At 43.4% G+C, this 23,991-nt stretch carries 23 protein-coding genes and 1 other RNA gene; 12 read left to right on the top strand and 12 right to left on the bottom strand.

Features of this window, described 5'->3' with window-relative positions; all coding sequences use genetic code 11:
- Window positions 1–34: 34 nt before the first annotated feature.
- The 3 genes from ssrS to ACR5KR_RS01895 all read right to left on the bottom strand — a co-directional run bounded on the left by ssrS (window position 35) and on the right by ACR5KR_RS01895 (window position 1,966).
- Window positions 35–218: non-coding RNA, 6S RNA (gene ssrS, locus ACR5KR_RS01905), on the bottom strand.
- A 60-nt stretch (window positions 219–278) separates the two neighbouring features.
- Window positions 279–1,445, bottom strand: a complete 1,167-nt coding sequence (locus ACR5KR_RS01900; RefSeq protein ID WP_448265238.1) for a 5-(carboxyamino)imidazole ribonucleotide synthase — start codon at window positions 1,443–1,445, stop codon at window positions 279–281.
- Window positions 1,442–1,966 (bottom strand): pentapeptide repeat-containing protein, encoded by a 525-nt coding sequence (locus tag ACR5KR_RS01895; RefSeq protein WP_448265237.1) that lies wholly within the window; start codon window positions 1,964–1,966, stop codon window positions 1,442–1,444. The genes ACR5KR_RS01900 and ACR5KR_RS01895 overlap by 4 nt, the downstream gene beginning before the upstream one ends.
- A 727-nt stretch (window positions 1,967–2,693) precedes the next feature.
- Here ACR5KR_RS01895 and ACR5KR_RS01890 point away from each other — a divergent pair.
- Both ACR5KR_RS01890 and ACR5KR_RS01885 read left to right on the top strand, forming a co-directional pair.
- Entirely contained in the window at window positions 2,694–3,017 is a 324-nt protein-coding gene (locus tag ACR5KR_RS01890; RefSeq protein WP_448265236.1) for a slr1957 family protein, read from the top strand.
- Window positions 3,010–3,204: a hypothetical protein gene (locus ACR5KR_RS01885; protein ID WP_448265235.1), complete on the top strand. Its 195-nt coding sequence runs from the start codon at window positions 3,010–3,012 to the stop codon at window positions 3,202–3,204. The genes ACR5KR_RS01890 and ACR5KR_RS01885 overlap by 8 nt, the downstream gene beginning before the upstream one ends.
- A gap of 157 nt (window positions 3,205–3,361) precedes the next feature.
- Here the strand turns inward: ACR5KR_RS01885 and ACR5KR_RS01880 are convergent, their stop codons facing one another.
- Entirely contained in the window at window positions 3,362–3,847 is a 486-nt protein-coding gene (locus ACR5KR_RS01880; protein ID WP_194040625.1) for a beta-lactamase hydrolase domain-containing protein, read from the bottom strand.
- 322 nt (window positions 3,848–4,169) lie between these two features.
- Between ACR5KR_RS01880 and ACR5KR_RS01875 the strand changes: the two genes are divergently transcribed.
- From ACR5KR_RS01875 to ACR5KR_RS01855, 5 genes are all read left to right on the top strand, one after another.
- Window positions 4,170–4,886, top strand: a complete 717-nt coding sequence (locus ACR5KR_RS01875) for a DJ-1/PfpI family protein (protein WP_445628018.1) — start codon at window positions 4,170–4,172, stop codon at window positions 4,884–4,886.
- A gap of 114 nt (window positions 4,887–5,000) precedes the next feature.
- On the top strand, window positions 5,001–5,504 hold the full coding sequence (locus tag ACR5KR_RS01870; protein WP_445628019.1) for a GNAT family N-acetyltransferase: 504 nt from the start codon (window positions 5,001–5,003) through the stop codon (window positions 5,502–5,504).
- 112 nt (window positions 5,505–5,616) lie between these two features.
- Window positions 5,617–6,225 (top strand): TetR/AcrR family transcriptional regulator, encoded by a 609-nt coding sequence (locus ACR5KR_RS01865; protein WP_445628020.1) that lies wholly within the window; start codon window positions 5,617–5,619, stop codon window positions 6,223–6,225.
- Between the two features lie 176 nt (window positions 6,226–6,401).
- Window positions 6,402–6,782 (top strand): DUF120 domain-containing protein, encoded by a 381-nt coding sequence (locus ACR5KR_RS01860; RefSeq protein WP_445628021.1) that lies wholly within the window; start codon window positions 6,402–6,404, stop codon window positions 6,780–6,782.
- A complete protein-coding gene (locus tag ACR5KR_RS01855) occupies window positions 6,775–7,614 on the top strand; it encodes a class I SAM-dependent methyltransferase (RefSeq protein WP_448265234.1) in 840 nt (279 codons plus the stop codon). The genes ACR5KR_RS01860 and ACR5KR_RS01855 overlap by 8 nt, the downstream gene beginning before the upstream one ends.
- An 11-nt stretch (window positions 7,615–7,625) precedes the next feature.
- On the opposite strand, the gene xylB is transcribed toward ACR5KR_RS01855, so the two are convergent.
- From xylB to ACR5KR_RS01825, 6 genes are all read right to left on the bottom strand, one after another.
- Window positions 7,626–9,092 carry a xylulokinase gene (gene xylB / locus ACR5KR_RS01850; protein WP_448265233.1) on the bottom strand — a complete coding sequence of 489 codons (1,467 nt, stop codon included), beginning with the start codon at window positions 9,090–9,092 and terminating at the stop codon, window positions 7,626–7,628.
- Window positions 9,093–9,864: 772 nt separating this feature from the next.
- On the bottom strand, window positions 9,865–11,364 hold the full coding sequence (locus tag ACR5KR_RS01845; protein ID WP_445628024.1) for a mannitol dehydrogenase family protein: 1,500 nt from the start codon (window positions 11,362–11,364) through the stop codon (window positions 9,865–9,867).
- Window positions 11,321–12,478, bottom strand: coding sequence for an ABC transporter ATP-binding protein (locus tag ACR5KR_RS01840; protein ID WP_448265232.1), 1,158 nt, complete (start codon window positions 12,476–12,478; stop codon window positions 11,321–11,323). The genes ACR5KR_RS01845 and ACR5KR_RS01840 overlap by 44 nt, the downstream gene beginning before the upstream one ends.
- 179 nt (window positions 12,479–12,657) lie before the next feature.
- A complete protein-coding gene (locus ACR5KR_RS01835) occupies window positions 12,658–13,521 on the bottom strand; it encodes a carbohydrate ABC transporter permease (RefSeq protein WP_448265231.1) in 864 nt (287 codons plus the stop codon).
- A 38-nt stretch (window positions 13,522–13,559) separates the two neighbouring features.
- Window positions 13,560–14,483: a carbohydrate ABC transporter permease gene (locus ACR5KR_RS01830; RefSeq protein WP_448265230.1), complete on the bottom strand. Its 924-nt coding sequence runs from the start codon at window positions 14,481–14,483 to the stop codon at window positions 13,560–13,562.
- Between the two features lie 111 nt (window positions 14,484–14,594).
- The gene (locus ACR5KR_RS01825) at window positions 14,595–15,941 is read right to left on the bottom strand and encodes an ABC transporter substrate-binding protein (protein ID WP_448265229.1); all 1,347 of its coding nucleotides are present in this window, start codon (window positions 15,939–15,941) and stop codon (window positions 14,595–14,597) included.
- Window positions 15,942–16,089: 148 nt separating this feature from the next.
- Here ACR5KR_RS01825 and ACR5KR_RS01820 point away from each other — a divergent pair, with 148 nt between their 5' ends.
- Both ACR5KR_RS01820 and ACR5KR_RS01815 read left to right on the top strand, forming a co-directional pair.
- A complete protein-coding gene (locus tag ACR5KR_RS01820) occupies window positions 16,090–16,890 on the top strand; it encodes an SDR family NAD(P)-dependent oxidoreductase (protein WP_448265228.1) in 801 nt (266 codons plus the stop codon).
- A 101-nt stretch (window positions 16,891–16,991) separates the two neighbouring features.
- A complete protein-coding gene (locus tag ACR5KR_RS01815) occupies window positions 16,992–17,972 on the top strand; it encodes a sugar-binding transcriptional regulator (protein WP_448265227.1) in 981 nt (326 codons plus the stop codon).
- A gap of 289 nt (window positions 17,973–18,261) precedes the next feature.
- Here the strand turns inward: ACR5KR_RS01815 and ACR5KR_RS01810 are convergent, their stop codons facing one another.
- Window positions 18,262–19,011, bottom strand: coding sequence for an SDR family NAD(P)-dependent oxidoreductase (locus ACR5KR_RS01810; RefSeq protein ID WP_448265226.1), 750 nt, complete (start codon window positions 19,009–19,011; stop codon window positions 18,262–18,264).
- 128 nt (window positions 19,012–19,139) lie between these two features.
- Window positions 19,140–20,627: a DHA2 family efflux MFS transporter permease subunit gene (locus tag ACR5KR_RS01805; RefSeq protein ID WP_448265225.1), complete on the bottom strand. Its 1,488-nt coding sequence runs from the start codon at window positions 20,625–20,627 to the stop codon at window positions 19,140–19,142.
- A 472-nt stretch (window positions 20,628–21,099) separates the two neighbouring features.
- On the opposite strand from ACR5KR_RS01805, the gene ACR5KR_RS01800 reads away from it, so the two are divergent.
- From ACR5KR_RS01800 to ACR5KR_RS01790, 3 genes are all read left to right on the top strand, one after another.
- Window positions 21,100–21,549, top strand: a complete 450-nt coding sequence (locus ACR5KR_RS01800) for a hypothetical protein (RefSeq protein WP_448265224.1) — start codon at window positions 21,100–21,102, stop codon at window positions 21,547–21,549.
- 300 nt (window positions 21,550–21,849) lie between these two features.
- Window positions 21,850–22,884 (top strand): Npun_R2821/Npun_R2822 family protein, encoded by a 1,035-nt coding sequence (locus ACR5KR_RS01795; protein ID WP_448265223.1) that lies wholly within the window; start codon window positions 21,850–21,852, stop codon window positions 22,882–22,884.
- Window positions 22,885–22,949: 65 nt separating this feature from the next.
- On the top strand, window positions 22,950–23,897 hold the full coding sequence (locus ACR5KR_RS01790) for a glycosyltransferase family 2 protein (RefSeq protein WP_448265222.1): 948 nt from the start codon (window positions 22,950–22,952) through the stop codon (window positions 23,895–23,897).
- Window positions 23,898–23,991: the final 94 nt, after the last annotated feature.

Raw genomic sequence — 23,991 nt, 5'->3', positions numbered from 1 at the left:
CAAATTCTAATTGACCTTGGGAGCTAATAATTTTAAGTTCACCGCGACGCCGTTTTACCTAAGTTTATGACCTGGGTTTATCCAGGTGGGAACCTAAATTCCTCGTTTAAAGTTTCCGGGTACATGCCCGGTATACTGCCACGAGAACAGTTGACTCCCTTGTCATTAAAGGCATAGATCAAAAAACTTGATGGCAGTCACCAACGTCGTAGTGCAACTCACTCATTATAGCTTTTCAAAAGATGTTGTGTGTTCAATATCGAAACTTTCCCATCTATTTACCTGGGATACCAGATAGATTCTATGTTGCGGGCGATGTTATTGGCGTATGCACTTGCCGACTCTCGATTTTGATTATCCAGCAAAACAGTGACATGTCCCAACTTCCGCCCAGGACGTGATTCTGTCTTCCCATACCAGTGAACGTGCGCCTGGGGAATTTCTGCTATTTGTTGACGTTGGCTTTGGTAGTCACTGTAAGAATTTTCATACCCCAGTAAATTAACCATTACAGCACCAGCGCATTCTAAAGCCGGATTCCCTAAAGGTAAACCACAAACCGCTCTGAGGTGTTGCTCAAACTGAGAAGTTTCGCAAGCGTCAAGAGAAAAATGTCCAGAATTGTGGGTACGTGGTGCAATTTCATTTACCAGTACTTTGCCATCAGCCCTGAGAAATAGCTCAATTCCAAAAATTCCCACTACTTCTAGGCTATTTAATAGAGTATGTGCGATCGCTTGGATTTCTGCTACTTGATTGGGCGTAATTTCGGCTGGCGCAATCGCCCGCCGACAAACTTGTTGTTCTTGTTGGGTTTCTACTACTGGGTAAGTGACAATTTCTCCCTCCACAGAACGAGCTGCAATTATTGCTAATTCTCTTTCAAAAGGAACAAATTCTTCTACCAAGAAAAGTGATTGATTTAAAGTCTTTGTTGTGGTTTCATGACTTAGCTTTTGTTCTAAAGCAGCAAAATCCTGAATTATGAAAGTACCTTGACCGTCATAACCATGACGACGGGATTTCAAGACTGCTGGAAAACCTAGATATTCTATTTTGGATTGAATATTTTCCACCTCCTCAAGGGCGAAAAATTGAGGAACTGGTAAGCCCAAATCACGTAAATAGCAACGCTGATGATATTTATCTAAAAGAGGAGCTAAAGCTTCTAATTTGGGACGGAAACAAACGCCTTGCTGTGATAAAAGAGATAAAGCTTGCAGGTTAACAAATTCGTTTTCAAAGGTGATAACATCGCATTTTTGAGCTAATATTTCCGTAGCACTTGCATCATCAACTGGCGCGAAAACAGTTTCCTGAGCGATTGACACGGCCGGGTCGTGAACGCTTGGAGTTTGTACTATTAATTCTACTCCTAGCTTCTGTGCTGCATCCGCCATCATCCAGGCTAGTTGTCCGCCACCAATTACACCAACACGCTTCATTGACATCCTAGAGAATCACGAGTTTGCACGCCTGTTTTGGAATTCACACCACTGGCTTTTTCGCACAGTTCTTTAATTTGCGCTCTATCCAAAATTGCATCTGTAAAATCTGCACCGTCTATATTTACATCATTAAATATGGCGCGGAGCAAAAGAGCTTCTTTGAAAACTACATCGCTCAAATCTGCCTTAGTCAAGTTTACCTGATCGACCATTGCATTCGTTAAATCCGCTCCGTGGAGATTTGCTTTTGTCATCACCGAAGCGCTCATGACTGCTCCCCGTAAGTCAGCGTTTGTAAAGTTAGCCAATTCCATATTGGCGTTAGAAAACTCCGCAGCTTGCAAACTCTGTCCAGAAAAATCACGTCTTGATAGCTCTGCATTGCTAAATGACAGTGGATGAGTCCAGTCTACTGCCACTGCTGGATCGGCTACACACCAGATAATAATTCCGAGAAGGAATGCTAGTGTTTGCCGCCAAAAGATATTGAGAGCCAATTTAGTGTATAATTTCCCCATTTAATTACCGCATTTGAATATTAGCAAGACTGAATCGTACTAATTGAGACTCGCAGCCTTGCTACTGGACTTGGATAACGTGTATTTCCGTTGCTTAATATTTTGTAACGCAAAAAGAGCATAAACTTCTTACTTTCGCAAAATTCTCCCTGCTACTTGAGGTAGAGAGGGGCAATCTGCGATCGCACTAAAATTAAATATTCAGAACAATATTTATACAATAGCGATCGCCATGACTGAGTATAAATTGTTTCTCCGATCGAGCAAGCTTTAGCAAAATAGAGACGGGGAGCATAATCTATCGCTCTTGATAAAGATAAAACTTGAAATTCCTAACTCTAAAGGAATAATTTAGCTGAGTAAAGCAATATTTCCTATGGTCTATGCTTGTTGACCTATTTACAATTATTCATTTGTAAATTTAAATTTTCAAGATATAAAAAGTTTTTTTGAGCAGTAATACTCATGGAGTTATTTACAATTCTTGACTTTCCATTTTTCAAGTAAAGTTTGTTGTCTTTTAAATTCAACAGCCCCGATCAACTGTTAGTCTTTTAATTAATGAAAGCAAGGTTTGAGTCGTAATTATATGCGTCTCAATTGCTTAACAAAGCTTAAATATCGAGCATTAGCGTTCACTTTATAGCGATTAGTTAGTTCTTCAGGAATCTCCCAGAGTTTACATTCACCAACTACACAACTTCTACAAACCGAACTCCGAAACCCGATGATGAATCATTACTCTGTTCAATGGATTGAGGCATGGTGTCAAGAAAATGGCTGGACAGATTTATTTGTTGAGCGACGTAACAACTTCTGGGCTTTTCCTCCGGGTGGGGTAATGCCAGAGCCAATTCCAGTTCATGTTCTCAGATTGATTAAAGCCGAAAAAGGACTGACTTTTGAAGAGCGATTGTGGTCAATGTCCGCAGTAATAGGCACAATCCTAGCTGTTCTTTTTACCTTTTGGTTTCAGTCGCCAATGCCATTAGTTTTAGCTTTCGCTTTTAATGCTGTTACGGTGGCTCAATTTGAACTTGAAGATGCCTAAATTTTTATGTTGGGCTTTGCTATTAAAAACTGCTCTTGTCTACTTTCAGCAAGAGCAGTTTTTAATTTTTAAGAAGAAAGAATTCAGGAGTCAGGTGGTCGCCGAGCCTGTCCTGAGCGTAGCCGTTGGCGCAGCCTCTCGTAGAGAAGGGCGCAGTCGAGGTGAGTCAGAATGGGCTAAACCTTAGCTATCCGCTAACAGAATTGAATTCTGTGGGACTCGCTACCGCAGCGCGAACATAGAGAACATCTTAATTTTGAATCCTAACTTCTGAATTCTTCTTCAATAATTTGTATAGCAGCCGTCTAGTCTATTAAGACATAACAATTAGAAATCACTAATACTTAAGAGCAGCTAGCAGGTAAAGCTACCTTCGCGTGTTTGTTAACATAGTCCACAAATAATTGCTTCAATCGGGGACTAACACCAGCGTGTTCAAAGAATCCAAAGCCGAGATTTCTTGCTTTTGCTAAGGTTTCCTCTGGCGTTAATCCTTCCTGGATAGCGATACTCAACAGCGCAATTCCAGTCGAGCGCATTCCGGCGGCACAATGGACAACCGCTGGTTTCGGGATTTGTTCGAGTGTCGTGAGGATTTTGGTAATTACCTCTTCATTCAAATTTTTGAGATCCACCTTGAGGGGAACATTTTGATAATACAGCCCCAATGCTTCCGCTACTTTTTGCTCATCCTTAGAAAATCCTAGTTCATCAGGCGATCGCAGATTGAGAACGGACTTAAAACCTTCTTGAATAGCTTGCTCAAGCTGTTTCGGTATGACTTGTCCTGTAGTTGTCAAGTTTTCGTTAATTTGTATGGCGTTGATCACATTCACTCCTTTTGACTTTCTAATATCTGCCAGCTTGCTAAATACTCTAAGAGAGCAAGCTTTAAGCAGATATTCAAAATAAGCACAACAAAATTAGCCAAATATCACAAGATATTGCTTGATTACTTCAAAATTTGTCTTTCGAAGTTGGTTATTTTATTGCTTTATCCATAATATACGGTTTGTCGGTAGATTTAGTGGTGATTAAAGCTTGTAATACTTTTTGTCGATAAGATTACCGTAGTTTATGTTTCAGAAGTTATAGTATTTGACAAGCTGGGAGAGCAATTATATTAGAATTTTGCAAATAAGGGTATAAATAATGACTTTTATTGAACAGGTTCCTTCTCTATCGATTGGAATAGTATTATTCCCAAATGTGACGCAGTTAGATTTCACGGGGCCCTACGAAATCTTTGTCAGATTGCCAAAGGCGCAGGTATATTTGCTAGCGGAAACACTCGAACCAATTCGGAGCGATCGCGGCCTTACCTTTCTACCTGACACAACCTTTGCTCAAGCCCCAGCCTTAGATGTGTTATTTGTGCCAGGAGGCCCAGGTATCAACGCCAAAATGGAAGATGAAAAGTTTCTCAATTTTCTTAGAAACCAAGGGAAACAAGCTCGCTACGTTACTGCTGTCTGCACTGGTTCTCTGCTGCTGGCGGCGGCGGGTTTACTTCAGGGGTATCACGCCACTACTCACTGGCAATCGTTGGATTTGCTTGAGATGTTGGGAGTTGAGACAATTGCCCAAAGAGTTGTCATCGATCGCAATCGAATTACAGGTGGCGGTGTGACAGCTGGCATTGATTTTGGACTAGCGATCGCTGCTGAGTTATTTGGAGAAGCGATCGCCCAAGCAATTCAACTAGGGATCGAATACAATCCCCAACCACCCTTTAACAGTGGTTCTCCCCAAACTGCTCCGGCGGCTGTACTTGCTCGTGTTACCGCTGCGAGTCATAATGTTCAGGAAATTAGACGGCAAATTGTCCAGCGAGTTGTAACTCAATTGCAAACTACTAATATCAGCTAATTGATGTGTTGCGATGTCTATGACGGGCTACTGCCTACCCAACTAAAATTTTTATATCCCAAACTCGATATCTTTGGCTTAGAAAGTCAAACAAGCATCTAATACAAATTTCAAATGAACACTAACGAAATATCTCTTCGACCTGCCCAAGAAACAGATGCGTGGGTGCTGAGTGCAATTCATATTGCTGCTATCAAAGCTCTACCTGCAACTTTCTACACCCAAAAAGAACTTTTAGCTTGGCGCAATTACCGCGACAAACCTGATGGTTCAAATATCTTGAAGAGTATGAAAACAGAATCTTTCTGGGTTGCGATCGAGGGAGATGTTGTTGTCGGTTTTGCTAGTTTCATTGTTGATGAACTCATCGGGCTGTATGTTCATCCTAAATATCAAGGTAAAGGGATTGGCCGTGCTTTAGTTCAACATTTTTGCGACGAAGCAACTGAGCAAAGTATAGACAAGGTAATTACAACTGCTAGCCTTTATGCTGAAGGGTTTTATTTACGATTGGGATTTACTGCTATCCAAAAAGCACCTCATTATTTAAGAAGTGGGATAGTTGTTCCAGTTACTAAAATGAGTAAAACATTAGCTATTGCAGCGAAATCAACTTAAGAGGGAAATATTTTCAATAACTTTAAAAATGTTGGCATTAATACTATTTTCCCTAAATTACGACTACTTTTTCTACATAATCTATGATCAAAGTAAGTACTTGCCAGCATAAATGCATAAAACTATCCGTTCATCAACTCTCACCCGTACACGTTTGATAGAAGCCGCCTTGCAGGTATTTGCCAGTTTAGGTGTTCAAGGAGCAACTACCCGTGAAATAGCTCGTGTTGCTGGTGTAAATGAGGTGACTTTATTTCGCCACTTTGCTAGCAAAGAACAACTTCTGGGAGCAGTAATGAAAAATGCCTTAGCACTCCAGACAGAAGCCCTTGCACACCCCGAAGCGTGGACACAGGATCTCAAAATTGATTTAAAACAGTATGCCCATCTTTACAATACTATGCTGGAGACGCAGGAAGACTTAATTCGTACCTTCATTGGAGAAGCCAAACGTCATCCAGAGGCAGCCAAACAAGTGATTCAAGAAGCTGCCAAGCCCTTAGCCGAAAAACTGGTAGCTTACCTGCAATCGAGTCAGAAACGAGGCACTGTCAGAGCAGACCTCGATCCATTTCCGGCTGTCGATATGTTCACAGGAATGCTGTTAGCTGGAATGCTATGCCGCAGTGCAAAATTCAATTCCAGCAGCTATAGCTGTGAGGACTATATCGAAACCTGTGTAGATATTTTTGTGCGCGGTATAAGTACTACTCCCCTCTAATACCATTTTACTTTCAGGTTGATACAAATAGGGAGCAGGGGAGCATACTTCGACTACGCTCAGTAACCGTGGGAGCAGGGGGAAAGAGTTAGAGACAAATTATTGTTTCTGTATTTTAAATTATTCTTGAAGTTTAACTAATATAAATACCAGCTTATTTATATACATAAAGATATATGAAAATTTTAAAAGGTAAGGTTGTCAGTGGTTTCGGAAACTTTTCTTACTGGATTGAGAAACTCCAAGAATATTACTTGAAAAAAACCGGAATGAAATTCTTCCCTGGAACTTTAAATATTCAATTAGATCGACCTTACCATCTCCCGAAAAATGTTATGCGTCTGGAAAAGGAAGAATATGGAGGGACTGTTTCTGTGAGCATTGTTCCTTGTCAGATATTTGGTAGAGATGCTTTTATCTTAAGAACAGACAAAAATAATACTGAAAATGGAGATCATCCAAAAACAATTATTGAGATAGCTTGTGATGTGAAACTGCGGGAGCTATATAACCTTAAAGATAATGATTTGATTGAAGTTGAGATTCACGATGTCTAATTTATCTGAATTAAACAATCTGCTTGGAGATGAAGCGTTAATCCATTACGCGAGTGGTCAAGAGCAAGATCGGTTATCAAAAGGTGCAGGTCTGCTGGAATTAGCCCGAAGCCAAGAACTTATTAGCCGCTACCTACCGCCTCCTCCCGCAGTGATTTTCGATGTTGGCGGTGGTGCTGGCGTTTATTCTTTTTGGCTTGCTCAACAGGGTTATGAAGTCCATCTCATTGATGCTGTTCCTTTGCACATAGAGCAAGCCCGACATTTGTCTCAAGCTCAACCGGAATATCCTCTAGCTAGTTTGGCTGTTGGAGACGCTCGGCAACTCAATCGGGCGGATAATAGCGTTGATGCTGTTCTGTTACTTGGGCCTTTGTATCATCTGACTGAGCGCACAGATCGGATTATTGCTTTACGTGAAACTCATCGGATCTTAAAAACTGGAGGTTTTGTTTTCGCTGCGGGAGTTTCTCGTTTTGCTTCAACCTTAGATGGATTATTTGGCGGACATTTAGACGATCCAGAGTTTGTAGAGATTGTTAAACAGGATTTGATTGATGGTCAACACCGCAACCCAAACAACCACCCTCGCTACTTTACAAAAACCTTCTTTCATCATCCAGAAGAACTCAGAGCAGAGGTTGAAGAAGCGGGTTTACATTCTGAAAAGATTTTAGCGATTGAAGGGCCAGGCTGGTTATTACAAAACTTTCAAGAACACTGGAATGAGCAAGGTCGCCGCGATCGCCTTTTAGAAGCGATTCGCTGGTTAGAAACCGAACCCTCTATGTTGGGGATGAGCGCTCACATTATGGCTGTTGCCCGGAAATAGGCGGTTAATGCTCAACGCACAGCTTTCAAGGTATCGTAAAGTAGCTTGTAGCGGTTAAAACCTGCTTCGTACAAAAGATTTGCCTGTGGCTGTACTACATTACTATCCTGCGGGAAAATCTTGAGTGCAGTTGCTAAATTGGGGTAAACACCAATCCCTACCATTGCCAAAATAGCTGCTCCGTAAGCAGCTCCTTCCTCAGCTTTGGGTGCAATGAGTTTTGTTTGCAAAACATCTGCCAAAATTCGTAACCAGATGTGAGAACGTGCGCCTCCACCCGTTGCTAAGAGTTGATCGAGGGGAGCGATCGCACTAATTACCTCCAATGCTGACCGCAAGCTAAATGCAACCCCTTCCAGCACAGCACGAATTATATCTGCTTGTGTATGAGCTAATGACAAATTTACCAAAGCACCGCGAGTATCTGGATCGAGGTGGGGACTGCGTTCTCCTGCAAGGTGGGGTAGAAATAGCACACCACGCGCCCCAGGATGCGATCGCTCTGCCATATCCATCAGTTCGGTGTAAGATATATGCGCTGCAAATGTATCTCGATACCAACGCAGAGAACCACCTGCTGCTAACGTCACCCCCAGCAGATGATAGCCGCCATCCACATGGCAGAACAAATGTACCCGACCTTCGGCATCGGGAATTGGGCGCTCGCATGGTGCAAAGATTACTCCGGATGTGCCGATACTCAAACTACCCCGACTCAGGTTGCTGGATGAGATGCCTAAACCAATTGCGGCTGCGGCATTATCACCTCCGCCTGCGACTACAGGTAATCCCACAGGTAATCCCACGCGCGCGGCTATTTCTGATTTTAACCGTCCAGCGATCGCAGTAGATTCGATTACCGGAGGGAATAACGCTGGATTAATATTAAGAGCATGGAGAATATCTGTATCCCATTGCCGATTTGCCAGATTTAGACAGCCGACACCAGAAGCATCAGATGGTTCCGTTACTACTTTGCCAGTTAGCACATATCCCAGATAATCTTTGGGCAAAAGAATCTGCCATAACCGAGTGTATGCTTGTGGTTCTTCAGTCCGCAACCATAAGAGCTTCGGCAGTTGAAATCCTGTAATTGCCGGATTTCCAGTGCGCTGGATCAACTCCTGTCGGGGAATAGCGGCTTCAATCTCAGCAACAGCTTTACCAGTGCGCTGATCGTTCCATAAAATTGTCGGTCTAATCGCTTTGCCTTGGGCATCAAGAGCAACCATACCATGCATTTGTCCAGACAAACCGAGGGCAATTGCCCGATGTCCGTTTAGCTGTTGAGTAACATCGAAGAGAGCATCCAAGCTAGCTTCCACCCAATCCGATGAGTTCTGTTCCGTCCAACCGGGTTGTGGAGTTAAAAGGGGATAGCTTCTGGTTGACTGAGCGATAATTTGCCCTTGCAGATCAACTGCGATCGCTCGTACTCCTCCTGTACCCAAGTCTAAGCCAATTACGATGTCAGTCATATCAAGTTCGGATAATAGTTATACCAATTCGCAATTCGCAATGGGCGCAAGACTTTCATGATTTACATCTGTTGCCTTATTTTGGAGAATTGGTGTTATGCTTCCTACAGTCATTGCACCCCACCCCGCCAAAGCTACGTTTTGTCTCCCTTCTCCTTAGCAAGGCTATGGTGTACACACAATTCTTTTGACCTGCAACTTAATTAGACTTCTCCGGAAAAGATTTAGAAACCTTAAATTCAGGCGCAGACCTAACCCCCCTACCCCCCTTCCCTTCAAGGGAAGGGGGAATTAAAGCCTCTCTCCGCTTGCCTAACGGCAGGCTGACGCCAACGGGGAGAGGTTTGGAGAGGGGTCATGGATTAATTTTCGGAGATGTCTATTGCATTGACCTGCAACTTAATTGCATTGACCTGCAACTTAATTGCATTGACTTGCAACTTAATTGCATTGACCTACAACTTAATTGCATTGACCTGCAACTTAATTGCATCGACTTGCAACTTAATTGCATCGACTTGCAACTTAATTGCATTGACTTGCAACTTAATTGCATCGACCTGCAAAAATTAATCCACCCGGCGTTACGTAGCAACTTTAAAATTATTGTGTGTACACAGTAGCCTTTGCAAGGAAAGGGGATTAAGGGTGGGGTTCTTCGTGTTTAATAAGTAATCAAGCGAACATGATATTAATTGCCCCTCAAAATTTTCAAGGTTAGAAGGCGGAAATTAAACTTCCGCCTTCAAATGTTACAGCTTCCACTCTCTGGTTAAGTTTTCTGTAATAATTTAACTAATGTTTCTTTAGCTCCAAACTCATACAACCTGCGTAAATGGTTCGTAACTGCATCAACAAAAAGCGGTGATTGGGACAAATCGCCAAAAATCTCAGTTAAATTGAGCAATGGTTTGGCATCGCTGTCACTGGAATGAGCTAGTTGAGTTAGAGTACCTGCTATTGGGTCATCAATGGGAATGGGATTCCCTCGGTCATCCTGTCCGTTGAGGTAACGGAACCAAGCAGCAACCGTTAGGCTCATGTAATCAATTGCCCCTCCTTGATGCAGCGCGTCACGCACTGAGCCGAGAATAAATTTTGGCATTTTAGCGGAGCTATTCAGGCAAAGACGCGGCAGTTGATCTCGAATTTTAGGATTGGCAAAGCGTTCAATTAAGGTCTTTTTATAACTATCTAAATCAATTCCAGGTACGGGTTGAAGTGTGGGCGTAACTTCTGCCATCAAATTATCGACGGCTTGCCGAATTAATCGATCTGCCATAACTTCATGAACGTAAGTGTAGCCAGCCAAGGAGCCAAGATAGCCAATTAACAAGTGACTGGCGTTGAGCAGCCGGATTTTCATCATCTCATAGGGATGAACATCACTCGTCATCTGAACGCCAACTGATTCCCAATCAGGTCTACCCGCGCTGAAATTGTCTTCGACTACCCACTGAAGAAACGGTTCGGCAACAACTGGAAAGGCATCATCAATGTTAAACTGTTCCGCCACCATTTTGATATCTGCTGGTGTGGTGGCGGGAGTAATGCGATCGACCATGCAGTTGGGAAAAGCTACCTGTTCGGCAACCCAACTTCCCAATTTTGGGTTCTGCATTTGGGCAAATGCGGTTAACATTTTGCGGGCAATGTTACCGTTACCTTGGAGATTGTCGCAGGACAACACGGTAAATGGTGCGATTCCCTGTTGACGGCGGCGATCAAGGGCTGCTGTCAAAAAGCCATATACTCCTATTGGTTCATCAGGATGCTGCAAATCGTACTGGATTGTCGGGTGATTGGCATCGAATTCACCGCTACCTTCAATATAGTAGTAACCGCCTTCGGTAATGGTGAGGGTAACGATGCGGCATTTGGGGTCTGCTAAAGTGTCAATCACAGCTTGGCGGTTATCTGGGGCAAACAGATATTTTGTAATTGCTCCGATCGCACGAGCGCGATCGCCTTCTGGGGATCTTTCAACTAAGGTATACAAACAATCTTGAGAGTTCAGTGCATCCCGCATTCGTTTGTCGAATTCCAGTAGCCCAACCCCGCAGATTCCCCATTCACTACCGGGATTTTGATGAAAGTAATTATCCAGGTATAATGCCTGATGTGCGCGATGGAACCCACCCACACCGATATGGACAATACCGTTAGTAATTTGGTGGCGATCGTAATTGGGTACGCGAACGTTATTTCCTAAATTAGACAAAGATGCTTCATTCAGCTTGATTGCCGATCCTGTGCTGATATTGCTGTTCATGGGATTCATTTTGGGTTAGGTGGTGACGATGAACTTTGGGGATGGCTTCACCGTCGCGATCGAACAAATGGCAAAGCTCACCATTAATGTAAATCGGAACGTAATCATGCATAATGGCTGGATTATCTCCGTCTGTTTGCACAACTATAGTTTCGCCACCTGCAATCTTGATGTAGAGAAAGGTTTCTCCGCCTAATCGTTCTACGACTAATACTTCACCATTCACGCTTGGGTTATTGCGATCGAGCCGCAGATGTTCGGGACGAATCCCTAATGTTGCTCTATCCCCAACTGACAGGGTTTTGGGCTTCACCGGAATTGTTACGGTTGCGTCACCAGGGAGTCTAACTGTTGCCCCAGAGTCATTGACGGCTGAAACTGTCACCGAAATAAAGTTCATTTTTGGCGAACCAATAAATCCGGCGACGAATAGATTGCGGGGATGGTGGTAGAGTTCCAGAGGAGAACCCATTTGTTCGATGATGCCGCCTTGTAATACCACAATTTTGTCGGCAAGGGTCATTGCCTCAACTTGATCGTGAGTAACATAAATCATCGTGGCTTGCAGGCTGTCGTGTAAACTGGCAAGCTCAATCCGCATTTGCACCCGCAATGAAGCATCCAGGTTGGACAGTGGCTCATCAAACAAAAATACTTTCGGATTACGCACCAAAGCACGACCGATCGCCACGCGTTGCCGTTGTCCTCCTGATAGTTCTTTGGGCTTCCGGTTCAAAAGCGGCTCTAGTTGCAGGATACGAGCGACTTCACGCGCCCTTTCATAACGCTGGGCTTTGGACATACCCGCAAGTCGGAGGCTAAAGGCCATATTTTCTGCCACTGTCATGTGAGGATATAAGGCATAAGTTTGAAACACCATCGCCAAACCACGTTTATCGGGTGGCACATCATTGACTTTTTGTCCATCAATAAGTAAATCGCCAGAGGAAATTTCTTCTAGTCCAGCAATCATCCGGAGTAAGGTTGATTTCCCACAACCGGAGGGGCCGACGAAGACCACAAATTCGCGATCGCCCACGTCGAGATCGATGCCTTTGATAATCTCTGTGTCGGCGTAGGTTTTATGGATATTTCTTAAAGCAACTGTTGACATAAAATGTTTCCATTAACGGGTTTAAGTTTTTCTCACGCACAGACGTAGAGGTGCAACATTTAATTAATTCGTAGCAAATTCTCTGCGTACCTTTGCGCTTACCTCTGCGCCCCTATGCGTTTAAATTTAAAACCTCAATTCGCCAAGGTTTTACGCAAAGCTGTAAGAGTGCCTGCCTTCTACTTCACAGCACCAAAAGTCAGACCCCGGACTAATTGCCGTTGACTCAGCCAACCGAAGATGAGGATGGGTGCGATCGCTAGTGTTGACGCTGCGGAAAGTTTTGCCCAAAATAATCCTTGAGGACTGGAAAAGGAAGCAATAAAGGCTGTAAGTGGGGCGGCATCTGCCGTTGTCAAGTTCAAGCTCCAAAATGCTTCGTTCCATGACAAAATAATCGAAAGCAAAGCTGTGGATGCAATTCCGGGCACTGCCAATGGCAACAACACATGAACAAGTTCTTGCTGAGTGGTTGCTCCATCCATGCGATCGGCTTCGAGAATTTCTTTAGGAACTTCTTTGAAGAAGCTGTAAATCATCCAAACGACGATTGGCAAATTAATCAGGGTATAAATGATAATCAAACCGATGCGAGTATCCAGTAATCCGGCGTTGCGGCACAAAATGTAAATTGGTACTAGCACACCAACAGGTGGCAGCATTTTGGTGGACAGCATCCAGAGTAAAGTTCCCTTGGTGCGTTTGGTTGGGAAGAATGCCATTGCGTAGGCGGCAGGTACGGCAAGCAGCAGCGCGACTATAGTCGAGCCAAGGGAAATCGCTACGCTGTTAAATGCATAATTGAAATAATTTGCCCGGTCTTGGATTGCAATATAATTCTCCAATGTCGGGCGGAAAAATAACTGTGGAGGAGTTGAAACTGCCGCTACTTCAGTTTTGAAACTGGTGATAAACATCCAGAAAATTGGAAAAAACAATATGCAGGCAGCAAGCCAGCCGAGCAATGTCCATAGCCAAATCTTCGAGGTTTTACGTGCCATAATGCTAATTCGTAATTCGTAATTCGTAATTATGTAAGCCATTTTGGTTTGCGTTGGTAGCCTTATTTTGGAGATGTTTATTAGGTATCCAAATTACGAGCAACACTACGCATCAAAAAGATTGCGACGATGTTGGCAAGGATTACGGCAATTAATCCACCGGCTGAAGCACCACCGACATCGAATTCCAGTAAGGCTTTTAAGAAGATGTAATAGGCCAGGTTAGTGGTTGCAAGCCCTGGCCCGCCGCCTGTGGTAACAAAGATTTCGGCAAAGATGGTCAGGAAGAAAATTGTCTCAATCATGGCAACCACAGAAATAGCGCGGCTTAAATGCGGTAGCATGACGAAACGAAATAGAGCGATCGCATTTGCCCCATCCATTCGCGCAGCTTCTAACTGGTCGCGATCGAGTGATTGAATGGCTGTTAATAAAATCAGCAAAGCAAAGGGCAGCCATTCCCAGGAAACAATAATAATGATGGCAAGCAGGGGAACGCTGGCAAACCAATCAATTGCTCCCAAACCCAAACCTCTGGTAATTTGAGCAAATAGCCCATTCACTGGATGCATCAGCATATTTTTCCAGATTAGGGCGCTGACTGTGGGCATGACGAAAAATGGAGAGATTGCCAGTACTCGCGCTACTCCACGACCATAAAAATCTTGGTCAAATAGTACTGCTAGTAATGTGCCTAAACCAATTGTGATTGCTAAAACGGAAACAACCAAAACTATTGTGATGGCGATCGATGTCCATAAAGCTGAGTCACTGAGGATGAAAGTGAAATTTTCAATCCCGATGAATTTACGTGCATCTGGATTCAGCAAGTTATAACGCTGAAAGGAAAACCATACGGTCATCACCAGAGGTACAATCATCCACAGCAGTAGGAGAACGACCGAAGGCGCAACCAGAGGTAAGGTTGATACTTGCCGCGTAGTTCGTTGCTTGGTGGGTGGTGGCGTTTCGGATTGAGGTTTTACCGCTAATGAAGAAGACATAACCTAAAGGAATTTTAGATTTTAGATTTTAGATTTTGGATTCTGAATGTTTTGTAGTTGAGCATTGGCTCTTTTTACCCATGCCCAATGCCCAATGCCCCATGCCCCATTTCACTCGATATAACCTGTGTGTTTCATGAAGCGTTCAGTTGATTTCTGGGATTGCTGCAAAGCTCGATCTACCGAAGTTCGATTGGTCAATGCCGCCGCTAAGGTTTGCCCGACTGAAGAACCGATCGCTTGAAATTCTGGAATATCAACGTATTGAACTCCTTTATACGGAGTTGGTTGTGCGGATGGACGGGTAACATCGGCAGATTGGATTGCTGCCAACACTATTTCTGCAAAGGGTGCAGCCTTTCGATAGTTGGGATTCTCATAAGTGGAAGTCCGAGTTCCTGGTGGTACAGCAACCCAGCCATTTTCCTTGGCAACCAGTTGAATGTATTCCTTTGATGTTGCCCAAGCAACGAACTTTTGCGCGGCTTCTGGTGATTTTGAGGTTTTTGGAACCGCTAGCGCCCAAGCCCAAAGCCAATTTGAGCCGTTGGGATATTTTTCAATTGGCGCACGAGCGAAGCCAACTTTGTTATACACTTGAGATTCTTTCGGATTGGATAACAACCCGGCAGCAACGGTTGCATCTACCCACATACCACATTTACCTGTGGAGAATAATGCCAGATTCTCATTAAATCCATTAGAACTGGCTCCTGGCGGCCCATATTTGTTAAGCAGATCGACATAAAAGGCGATCGCCTCTTTCCAAGCTGGAGTATCGATCGTTGGTTGCCATTTCATATCAAACCACTGTCCACCATAGGTATTAACTAATGTGGAAACAAATGCGATGTTTTCACCCCAACCGGGTTTTCCGCGCAAGCAAACTCCATAAACCCCATGCGCTGGGTCGTGAATTTTGCTTGCCCATTCTCTGATTTGGGGATAAGTTGGCTGTTGAGGAACTGCAATCCCAGCTTTTTCAAACAAGTCTTTGCGGTAGTAGAGCATGGAACTTTCCCCATAGAATGGCACAGCATAGAGTTTGCCGTTATTGGAAAGTCCTTCTCGTATCGGTTTGAGCAGGTCATTTACGTCATAGTTTGCGCCTAGATCCAAAGGTCTTAACCAATCCCGCCTAGCCCAGATTGGTGTTTCATAGGAACCGATGGTCATGACATCAAACTGCCCACCCTGGCTTGCAACATCTGTAGTTGTGCGTTGGCGCAACACATTTTCTTCCAGCACAACCCACCGGAGTTGAATATCAGGATTAGCTTGCTCAAATTTGCGAGAAAGCCCTTGCATCACCACCATGTCGCCATTATTAACAGTGGCGATCGTTAGTTTAGTTTTCTCTGCGGCTTGGGAGCGCGGTGAGCAAGCATATAGCAGATGCACCAGCATTACTCCAGCGAGAAATGCAGCTAGCACTTTCGCGAAGCGGCGAATACGCATCGCATAACTCCTTTAAAGTAAAAAACCGAACAAAATAAATTTTTGATTTTATGCTCTAATTTTGGGCAAAAGCTCAATAATAGAAATCATACCAATCTGATTTTGATCGTGGGCATTTGCAACAATTCTTCAATAAGAGGTTGAATCTATGACGGCAAAAGCAACTTATCAGTTTGCAGGTAAGACCATCCTAATTACGGGCGGTGCAGGAGATATTGGCAAAGCAACTGCACACCGTTTTGCTGCTAATGGCGCAGGAATAGCCCTGCTAGATTTGAATGAACCGAAGATGACAGATGTCGCTGCGGAACTAAAAGGTTACAACGTTCCAGTCGGCACGTTTCGCTGTGATGTTACATCTAGTGATGATGTTGCTAAAGCCTTTACTGCTGCTGTAGAGCAGCTTGGGCGCATCGACTATGTATTTAATAATGCGGGTTATCAAGGAGTGTTTGCCAAGACTAACGAATATCCTGAAGACGACTTTCAAAAGGTCATTAATATCAACGTCGTCGGCGTTTTCCATATTCTCAAGGCGGCTGCACAACAATTACACGATGCAGGTGGAGGTGCGATTGTCAACATGGCGAGTTATGCAGGGGTGGTTGGGCCACCAAATATGTTGGCTTATGCCGCTTCTAAGTTTGCTGTCATTGGAATTACTCAAACGGCAGCAAAAGACTTAGCACCTTACAGCATTCGGGTAAATGCACTCTCGCCTGCGTTGATTGGCCCTGGTTTTATGTGGACGCGGCAAACTGAATTGCAAGCAGCAGTAAGATCGCAGTACTTTGATGCCGATCCCAAGATGGTTGAGCAACAGATGATTAATTCAGTACCAATGCGGCGTTTAGGAAGCCTGGAAGAGGTGGCAAATGGGGTAGCGTTTTTGATGAGTGAAGAGGCAAGCTACATTACTGGGTTTAACTTAGAGGTGACTGGGGGATAATAGAAATTTAAAAATAATTGAGCAAAGATTATTTCTTTGGGCATATAGTCTAAATAATGCAATCATACCTTTGATAGGTACATAGTTTTTGCAGGTAGTATATGGGACAACCTTTTTTAGAGCGGCGCGATGCCACCCCCCTTCGGGCGCGCAAATTAGACTTGGCTGCTCATGCTGCTTGGCTCTATTACATCGCCGGCAATACGCAAGAAGAAATTGCTGCCAAGCTCAATGTATCCCGGCAAGCTGCACAACGCTTAGTAGCACTGGCTGTCAGTGAAAAATTGATTAAATTTCGACTAGATCATCCCCTGAGTGAATGCATTGCTCTGGCTGAGTCGTTACGCGATCGCTTTGCTCTGTCACTTTGTGAAGTAGTACCAACTGACGCAGGTAGTGGTGATACATTATACGGAATTGGTGTATGTGCTGCCACCCACCTAGAGGCTTACCTGATGGCTAAAACCCCTACCATACTAGCGTTGTCATCAGGTCGCACATTGCGAACAATGGTGGAGCAGATCCCCTCAATGAACCAACCCCAGCATAAAATTGTGTCAATTATTGGCAATATGTCTCATTCTGGGCGTGCAGGTCGTCACGAAGTGGTTATGCATTTATCCGATCGCGTCGGTTCCCAAGCTTACCCAGTGCCGACTCCCGTTGTTGCGACTAGTGTCGAAGAACGAGAACTCTTGCAGACTCAGCGATCGTTTGTCGCTGTCAAAACTCTTGCAGAGCAAGCCAAAGTAACCTTTGTCGGAATTAGTCACATTGCCTGGAATGCTCCGTTACATCAAGACGGCTTCATCAATGACGATGAGGTAGCTGAATTGATTGAACTGGGAGCAGTCGGAGAAATTGCAGGTTGGGCTTACAGCGATCGCGGAGTATTACTGCAACAAGGGACAAACAGCCGGGTTGCCAGTGTAGCCCTCGAACAACCCGCTCATCGACTGATTATTGGAGTGGCGGGTGGTGTGAGAAAGGCAGAGGCAATTTTGGCTGCTCTGCATGGCAAGTTAATTACAGGATTGATTACCGATGAAGCTGCTGCCCAAGCGATTCTTTCTAAAATTTAGTAAATACTAAGTGAGATAATTTATGCTCAGTGTTAAGTTCCTAATTCGTAATTCGTAATTTTTGGGTTTAATTCCTCTTCCCCCAAACAAAGAAGCTAAGTCTATCTATACCTATACATGGCGCTTTTTTCAGTAGTTCCCTACGAGACGCTATAGGTAGCTTTCTTCCTCGTATAGGTAAGATAGACTCAAGAAACATCTGGTTCTAAATCCCCTTACGTAACAGTCTTTAATTACGAATTACAAACTTGTACTGAGGTAGCCGAAGTATTACGAATTACAAATTATGTTAATGTTCTTGTCCCGTTGGTCGGATGAGGATTTCGTTGACATTAACGCGTGGTGGTTGCGTAAGGGCGTAAACGATCGCAGCAGCAATGTCTTCGCTTTGCAGAGGTTGAATTGACTTGCGTCGTTCTTCGATCCGTTGTTTGGCAACGGGATCGGTAATTTGGCTGTCAATTTCCGTATCCACCAACCCAGGTTCAATAATGGTGACGCGGATGTTATCTTTGTGGACTTCTTGGCGCAATGCTTCCGAGAGAGCATTAACACCCCATTTGGTAGCATTGTAAACACCAACACCCGCCCGTGCCGTCCGGCCTGCCACTGAGGAAATGTTGACTATATGCCCAGATTTTTGTGCTTTCAACAGAGGCAAAACGGCATGAGTCGCATATAGCAGTCCCAATACGTTGAGGTCAAACGATCGCCGCCAGTCTGAGCTATTTCCAGCTTCAATCGTGCCTAATAAGGCAATCCCGGCATTATTCACAAGGATATCGACTCTTCCCAATTCTGCATTGGCCTTTGCCACCAAGTTATTTACCTGAGTTTCATCAGTCACATCAGTAACAATAGGCAATGCCTTGCCACCACTAGCTTCGATGCGTTCTGCTAATGCCTGAATGCGATCGCCACGCCTAGCAGCAAGTACTACTGTTGCTGCTTCTGCTGCTAAAGCGATCGCAGTTGCTTCTCCAATTCCCGCAGAAGCACCAGTGATAATTGCCACTTTTCCTTCTAATTTACCTGTCATTTCTTTAACTCCTTAGTAATTGATAATTGAATATTGGGCATTGGGCAAAACAGTGCTGTTAGCGATAGCGGGGCGTTTAGCCCGTGCTGAGTTAAGAGTTAAGAGTTAGGAGTTAGAAGTTAGGAGTTTTATTTATCTCCTTGTCTCCCTTGTCCCCTTGTCTCCCTCATCTCCCTGCTCCCCTGCTCCCCTACCCACCTCTTACCGATCCTCAAAACAGATGCAACAGCCGCCCCACACAGTATTAGGGCTGCGAAGCGAAAAGTTCCTTGGAACCCTGCAACGATCGCATCAGGAGGGGCAACAGAGACATCTGCACCGCCAGATATGCTACCGATTAAGGCTCCAAATATTGCCCCAATTAGAGAAACTCCTACGGTGTTCCCTGAGGTACGTGACAAAGACAATAGCCCAGAAGCAATCCCTAGCCGTTCCCTCGGTACCGATCCCATAACAGTGCTGTTGTTGGGCGATTGAAATAAACCTAGACCAATGCCGTAAATAAAATAGCGCGATACATAGCCTAATTCAGTAATTTGAGCGTCAAAGGTACTAATCCCTAAACAGCCGCCAATCATCAACCCCAGCCCAATTGAACTGATTAGTCGAGCGCCAAAGCGGTCTGAAAGTATTCCCGCCAGTGGGGCAATTAACCCACTCAGTACAGGCGATACGGCTAGTAATAGCCCTACTTTTACCGTCGGATAATGCTTGACGCTCTCTAGAAAGAAAGGGACGATCAGTAGCGAACCGCCAATAACAATGAATGCTAACCAGCCACTTAGCAAACCCATACTCAACTGAAGATTGCGAAACAGCTTTAGCTCTAGTAGTGGCTGCTTTAGAATCGCTTCAACTACCAAAAATGTAATGAAACTTACGGTAGCGATCGCTAATAATACTAATGCATTAGTACTACTAAAGCCCTGGCTCTGTCCTAGCGTCATACCTAGCCCAAAAGTACCCAGAGTCAATAAAGCCAATATGGCTCCCAAAAAGTCAAATTTCTGTTTGCCCTCAATCCGTGCAGAAGGTGGCACTACACGAGCTATTAAGAAACTAGCGATAATCCCCAAGGGTACATTGATGAAGAATATACTATGCCAGCCTGACCAGCTTAAGAGCAATCCGCCAGCAGAGGGGCCAAAAGCAATTCCCAGTGACACTACACTACCGATGATGCCAACAGCCCGACCTCGCTCGGAGGAGGGAAAAACTTCTGTGATAATTGCTAAACCAAGCCCAGAAATGAACACAGCACCTAATCCTTGAAGCGCCCGAAAGACGATCAACCACTCGATACTAGATGCAAAACCACACAACAGCGAACTGAAAGTGAACAGAACTAGTCCCCCTTGGTATAAGGACTTTTTACCCCACATATCTCCCAAGCGGGTTGCTCCCAAAACTAAACCGGAACTGACCAACTGGTAACTCAGTACAGCCCATTGGGTAGTAGGAAAACTAGTGCCAAAGGCTTGCACTAATGTGGGCAAAGCAACATTAATGATGCCCACATCCAGGGTAGACATGAATACCCCAAGTCCGACACCGAGTAAGACCCAATTTTTTTGAGAGCTTGATAAAGCCAGAGGTTCTGCTTGGAATTGTGCCAATGTTTAGCCTCCACCTTTGACTTTACGGTTGTGAATAGTTTGCATACGTATATTCATTGTAGGGTGCTATCCTCGCTACCAAGTTCAGGAAACTAAGTTTAACGTCAGTTCTTGCAGAAGTAGGAAAAGGTTAAGGGGTAAAGGGTAAAGGTCTAAAATTTTCCCTTACCCTTTAACCTTTCCCCAACACAGGTATCTACTTCCCAATCGGCAAGATTGGCTTTTCCACTTGTCATATATTTGGTAAAGTACTTAAGTACTCTTAACTCTGCACTCCTTCGGCTATATTAACGATAGTGTTCAACAAAGTACGGTAATTTGATAGATTTACTGTATTTTGACTAGTTAGCAAACTATCATAGACAACTCTCAGAAGCAAGCTCTAAAGAAAATGGAGAATAGAAAATGGGAAATGTCAATTATTAAAGTTACATCTGCAACTGCAAACAAGTACCTTTTTGTTGTATAAGCAATGACTCAAAAAGCTGCCTTATCTCGATTTACTTTAGGATTTATTGCAGGCTTTGTGTCTGTTTTGCTATTTCATCAAGGTATGTTGGCGCTGTTACATGCAGTAAATTTTACACCCCGCGCCCCTTATTCAACTGCACCGACACAACCATTAGGAATCCCGCAAATTTGGTCAAATGCCTTCTGGGGAGGCATTTGGGGACTGATTTTGGTAGTAATTGCACCTCGTTTTCGACACGATAAAAACTATTGGTTAGCAGCTTTAGTCTTTGGTGCAATTGCTCCGACGCTAGTGGCTTGGTTTGTGGTTGCACCACTCAAGGGTCAACCCATCGCTGGCGGCTGGAAACTTGTGGGAATAGTGACAGGTTTATTGGTTAATGGTGCTTGGGGTGTGGGAACCGCCGGATTCCTGAGATTATTCTCTAGGAGGCAATTGTTTAACAGCTAGAGTTTTAGGCATTTTTAAATAGGAGGGTAATGTTTAGTATCATCCGTAACCAAAATAGCTTCCTGCTTATTTCAGGGTTAAGTTGAAAATGTGTATATTATTATTTGAGAATAATCGATCAAAAAATAGCGATCGCATTATTCGCGTTAGACCAATTCTGTATAAAGATGTGTAGAAATAACCCTACTACCTGCGGCGCTTCCCGTGAGTTCGGGAGGGTTGAGAGGGATCTAAATGATGTGCAGCTTCACAGAGAATTGGCTTCACTCAATAAATCAAAAATCAAAAGAATTTATTACAATGACAATGGATAATTTTGGGATTTACACACTGGCTAATGACGTGGTATTTGACCAACTAGTAGCTTTGCTAAACAGCATTGAAGTAAATGTTAGTCCAGATATTCCGATTTGTATTATTCCCTATGATGACCGCTTAAAACGAGTTAAACAGGAGATAGATTCTCGACCAAATGTCACCTTGTTTGACAATAAAAGCTCAATCAAAAAATGGGAGGATTTTGCCGTTCAAGTTTGGAACGCTTATCCCAGAAATAGTCGAAAAAATAAACCTTCTATCGAATGGAATAAAAAAAATAATTTAATCCGAAAAATGTGTGCTTTTGATGGTGAGTTTGAAAGATTTGTATTTTATGATGCTGATAGTTTGGCAATGAATAAGTTGGATAAGGTTTTAGAAAAACTAGACCAATACGACTTTGTGTTTGATGACTGGGAACACACAAAACAAACTTCAGTTGCAGCTTTCGACTTGCCGAAGTTAGAACAAAAAATGTCTTTGCCTGAATCTGAAATCAGACGAGAAATCCACTGTTCTAGTTTTTTTGGTTCAAAAAAGGGTATTTTAGGCGCTGAAGAATTAAAAATACTCAAAAAGCGATTGATAGAAGATAAAGAAGTCGAATTGATTAACGAAATCGCTTGGTGGTGTGACGCAGATTTATTTAGTTACATGACTTTTAGAATTGCTCGACCACTATTTAACTTTACACTCAGTCCCAATGGTGAAGATAGAACTGGTAACTGTGCTAATGCAAATCCATTTGTGAACATTGATAATGTTCTTTACAACCAACAGGGATTAAAACCTATTCATCGTCTTCACTATATGGGCTATTCTGCTATTGGATTTGCCCGCTTGTGTAAAGGTGAAGATGTTGATATTCGTTACAAAAATGAATTTTTACACTATCGCTTTCTGAAGCAACCAGAGAAAAAACCGAAGCAATTAAAGCCACCCACCCTAGCGGCTAGAAGCAATCGATTTATCAGAAAAGTTTGGAATAAAATTAATCAAACTATTTCTTACACTTAGCTTTTGCCCAGCCTTGCTCATTAAGCCTTTAGTTAGTGAGCAATGTCCACTCTCATCTTGCAAAAATGCCTAAAGTTAGTGTTTCCATTCCCACGTTTAATCGAGTTAATTTACTGCCTTTCGCAATTGACAGTGTACTCAATCAGTCTGAGCAAGACTTTGAGCTAATTATTTGTGATGACGGTTCTAGCGATCGCACACCCGAATTGATGTCACAATACACAGACAATCGGATTAAATATATCCGTCATCAGCAAAATATTGGTAAAAGTAATAATATGCGCTCTGGCTTTGATGCTGCCAGTGGTGAATATTTTATTAAATTTGATGATGACGACCGGCTAACACCCGATTTTCTCGCAAATACAGCAGCTATTCTTACTCAAGATTCTAGCATTGATTTTGTTGGTACAGACCATTGGATCATTGATATTAACAATGTGCGGGATGAGGCAAAAACTCAAGAAAATTCTCAGCGCTGGGGTAGGAAGAATTTACCCGCAGGTGTTGTAAATAATTTGTTAGAAGTCGTATTTATTCAGCAAAGTTTTCAAGTTGGAGCGACATTATTTCGCCGTAAAACCTTGCAAGAATTAGGATATATGCAGCCAAACCTGCAAAATTGCGAAGATAATGATTTATTTGTGCGTCTGGCTTTGGCTGGAAAAAAGGGCTATTACTTACCAGAATTATTGATGGAATATCGCTACCATGCAGAGCAGCAGGGTATTAATCGAGCCATTCCTTATTTATTTGATAAAATTCAGTATTTAGAAAGTTATAAGTTTGAGTCTGAAAAATTAGAGAAAGTCAGAAAAAATCGTTTAACGGAAACACAATTATTATTAGGTTTGCGTTTAATTGAAAAGGGTGAAACGCAAAAAGGCAGAGAGCTAGTTTTGGCGGGACAGTCTTTTTCGACTGCTAAAGCTTGGACTGGTTTAGGTTTATCGTTGTTACCGATTGGGTTGCGAGGTAAGGCGTTTAATGCACTGCGACAAATGCAGGGTTAAAGATTAACATATTGTGCAACTTACTTTTCACCTCATCCAAAAAAACTGTGTAGGTTGGGTTGAGGAACGAAACCCAACATTAAACGTTAATTGT

The organism is Nostoc sp. DSM 114159, assembly GCF_053470285.1.
Note: the sequence above shows the minus strand (reverse complement) of the source record. Positions and strands in the feature narration are given on the sequence as shown.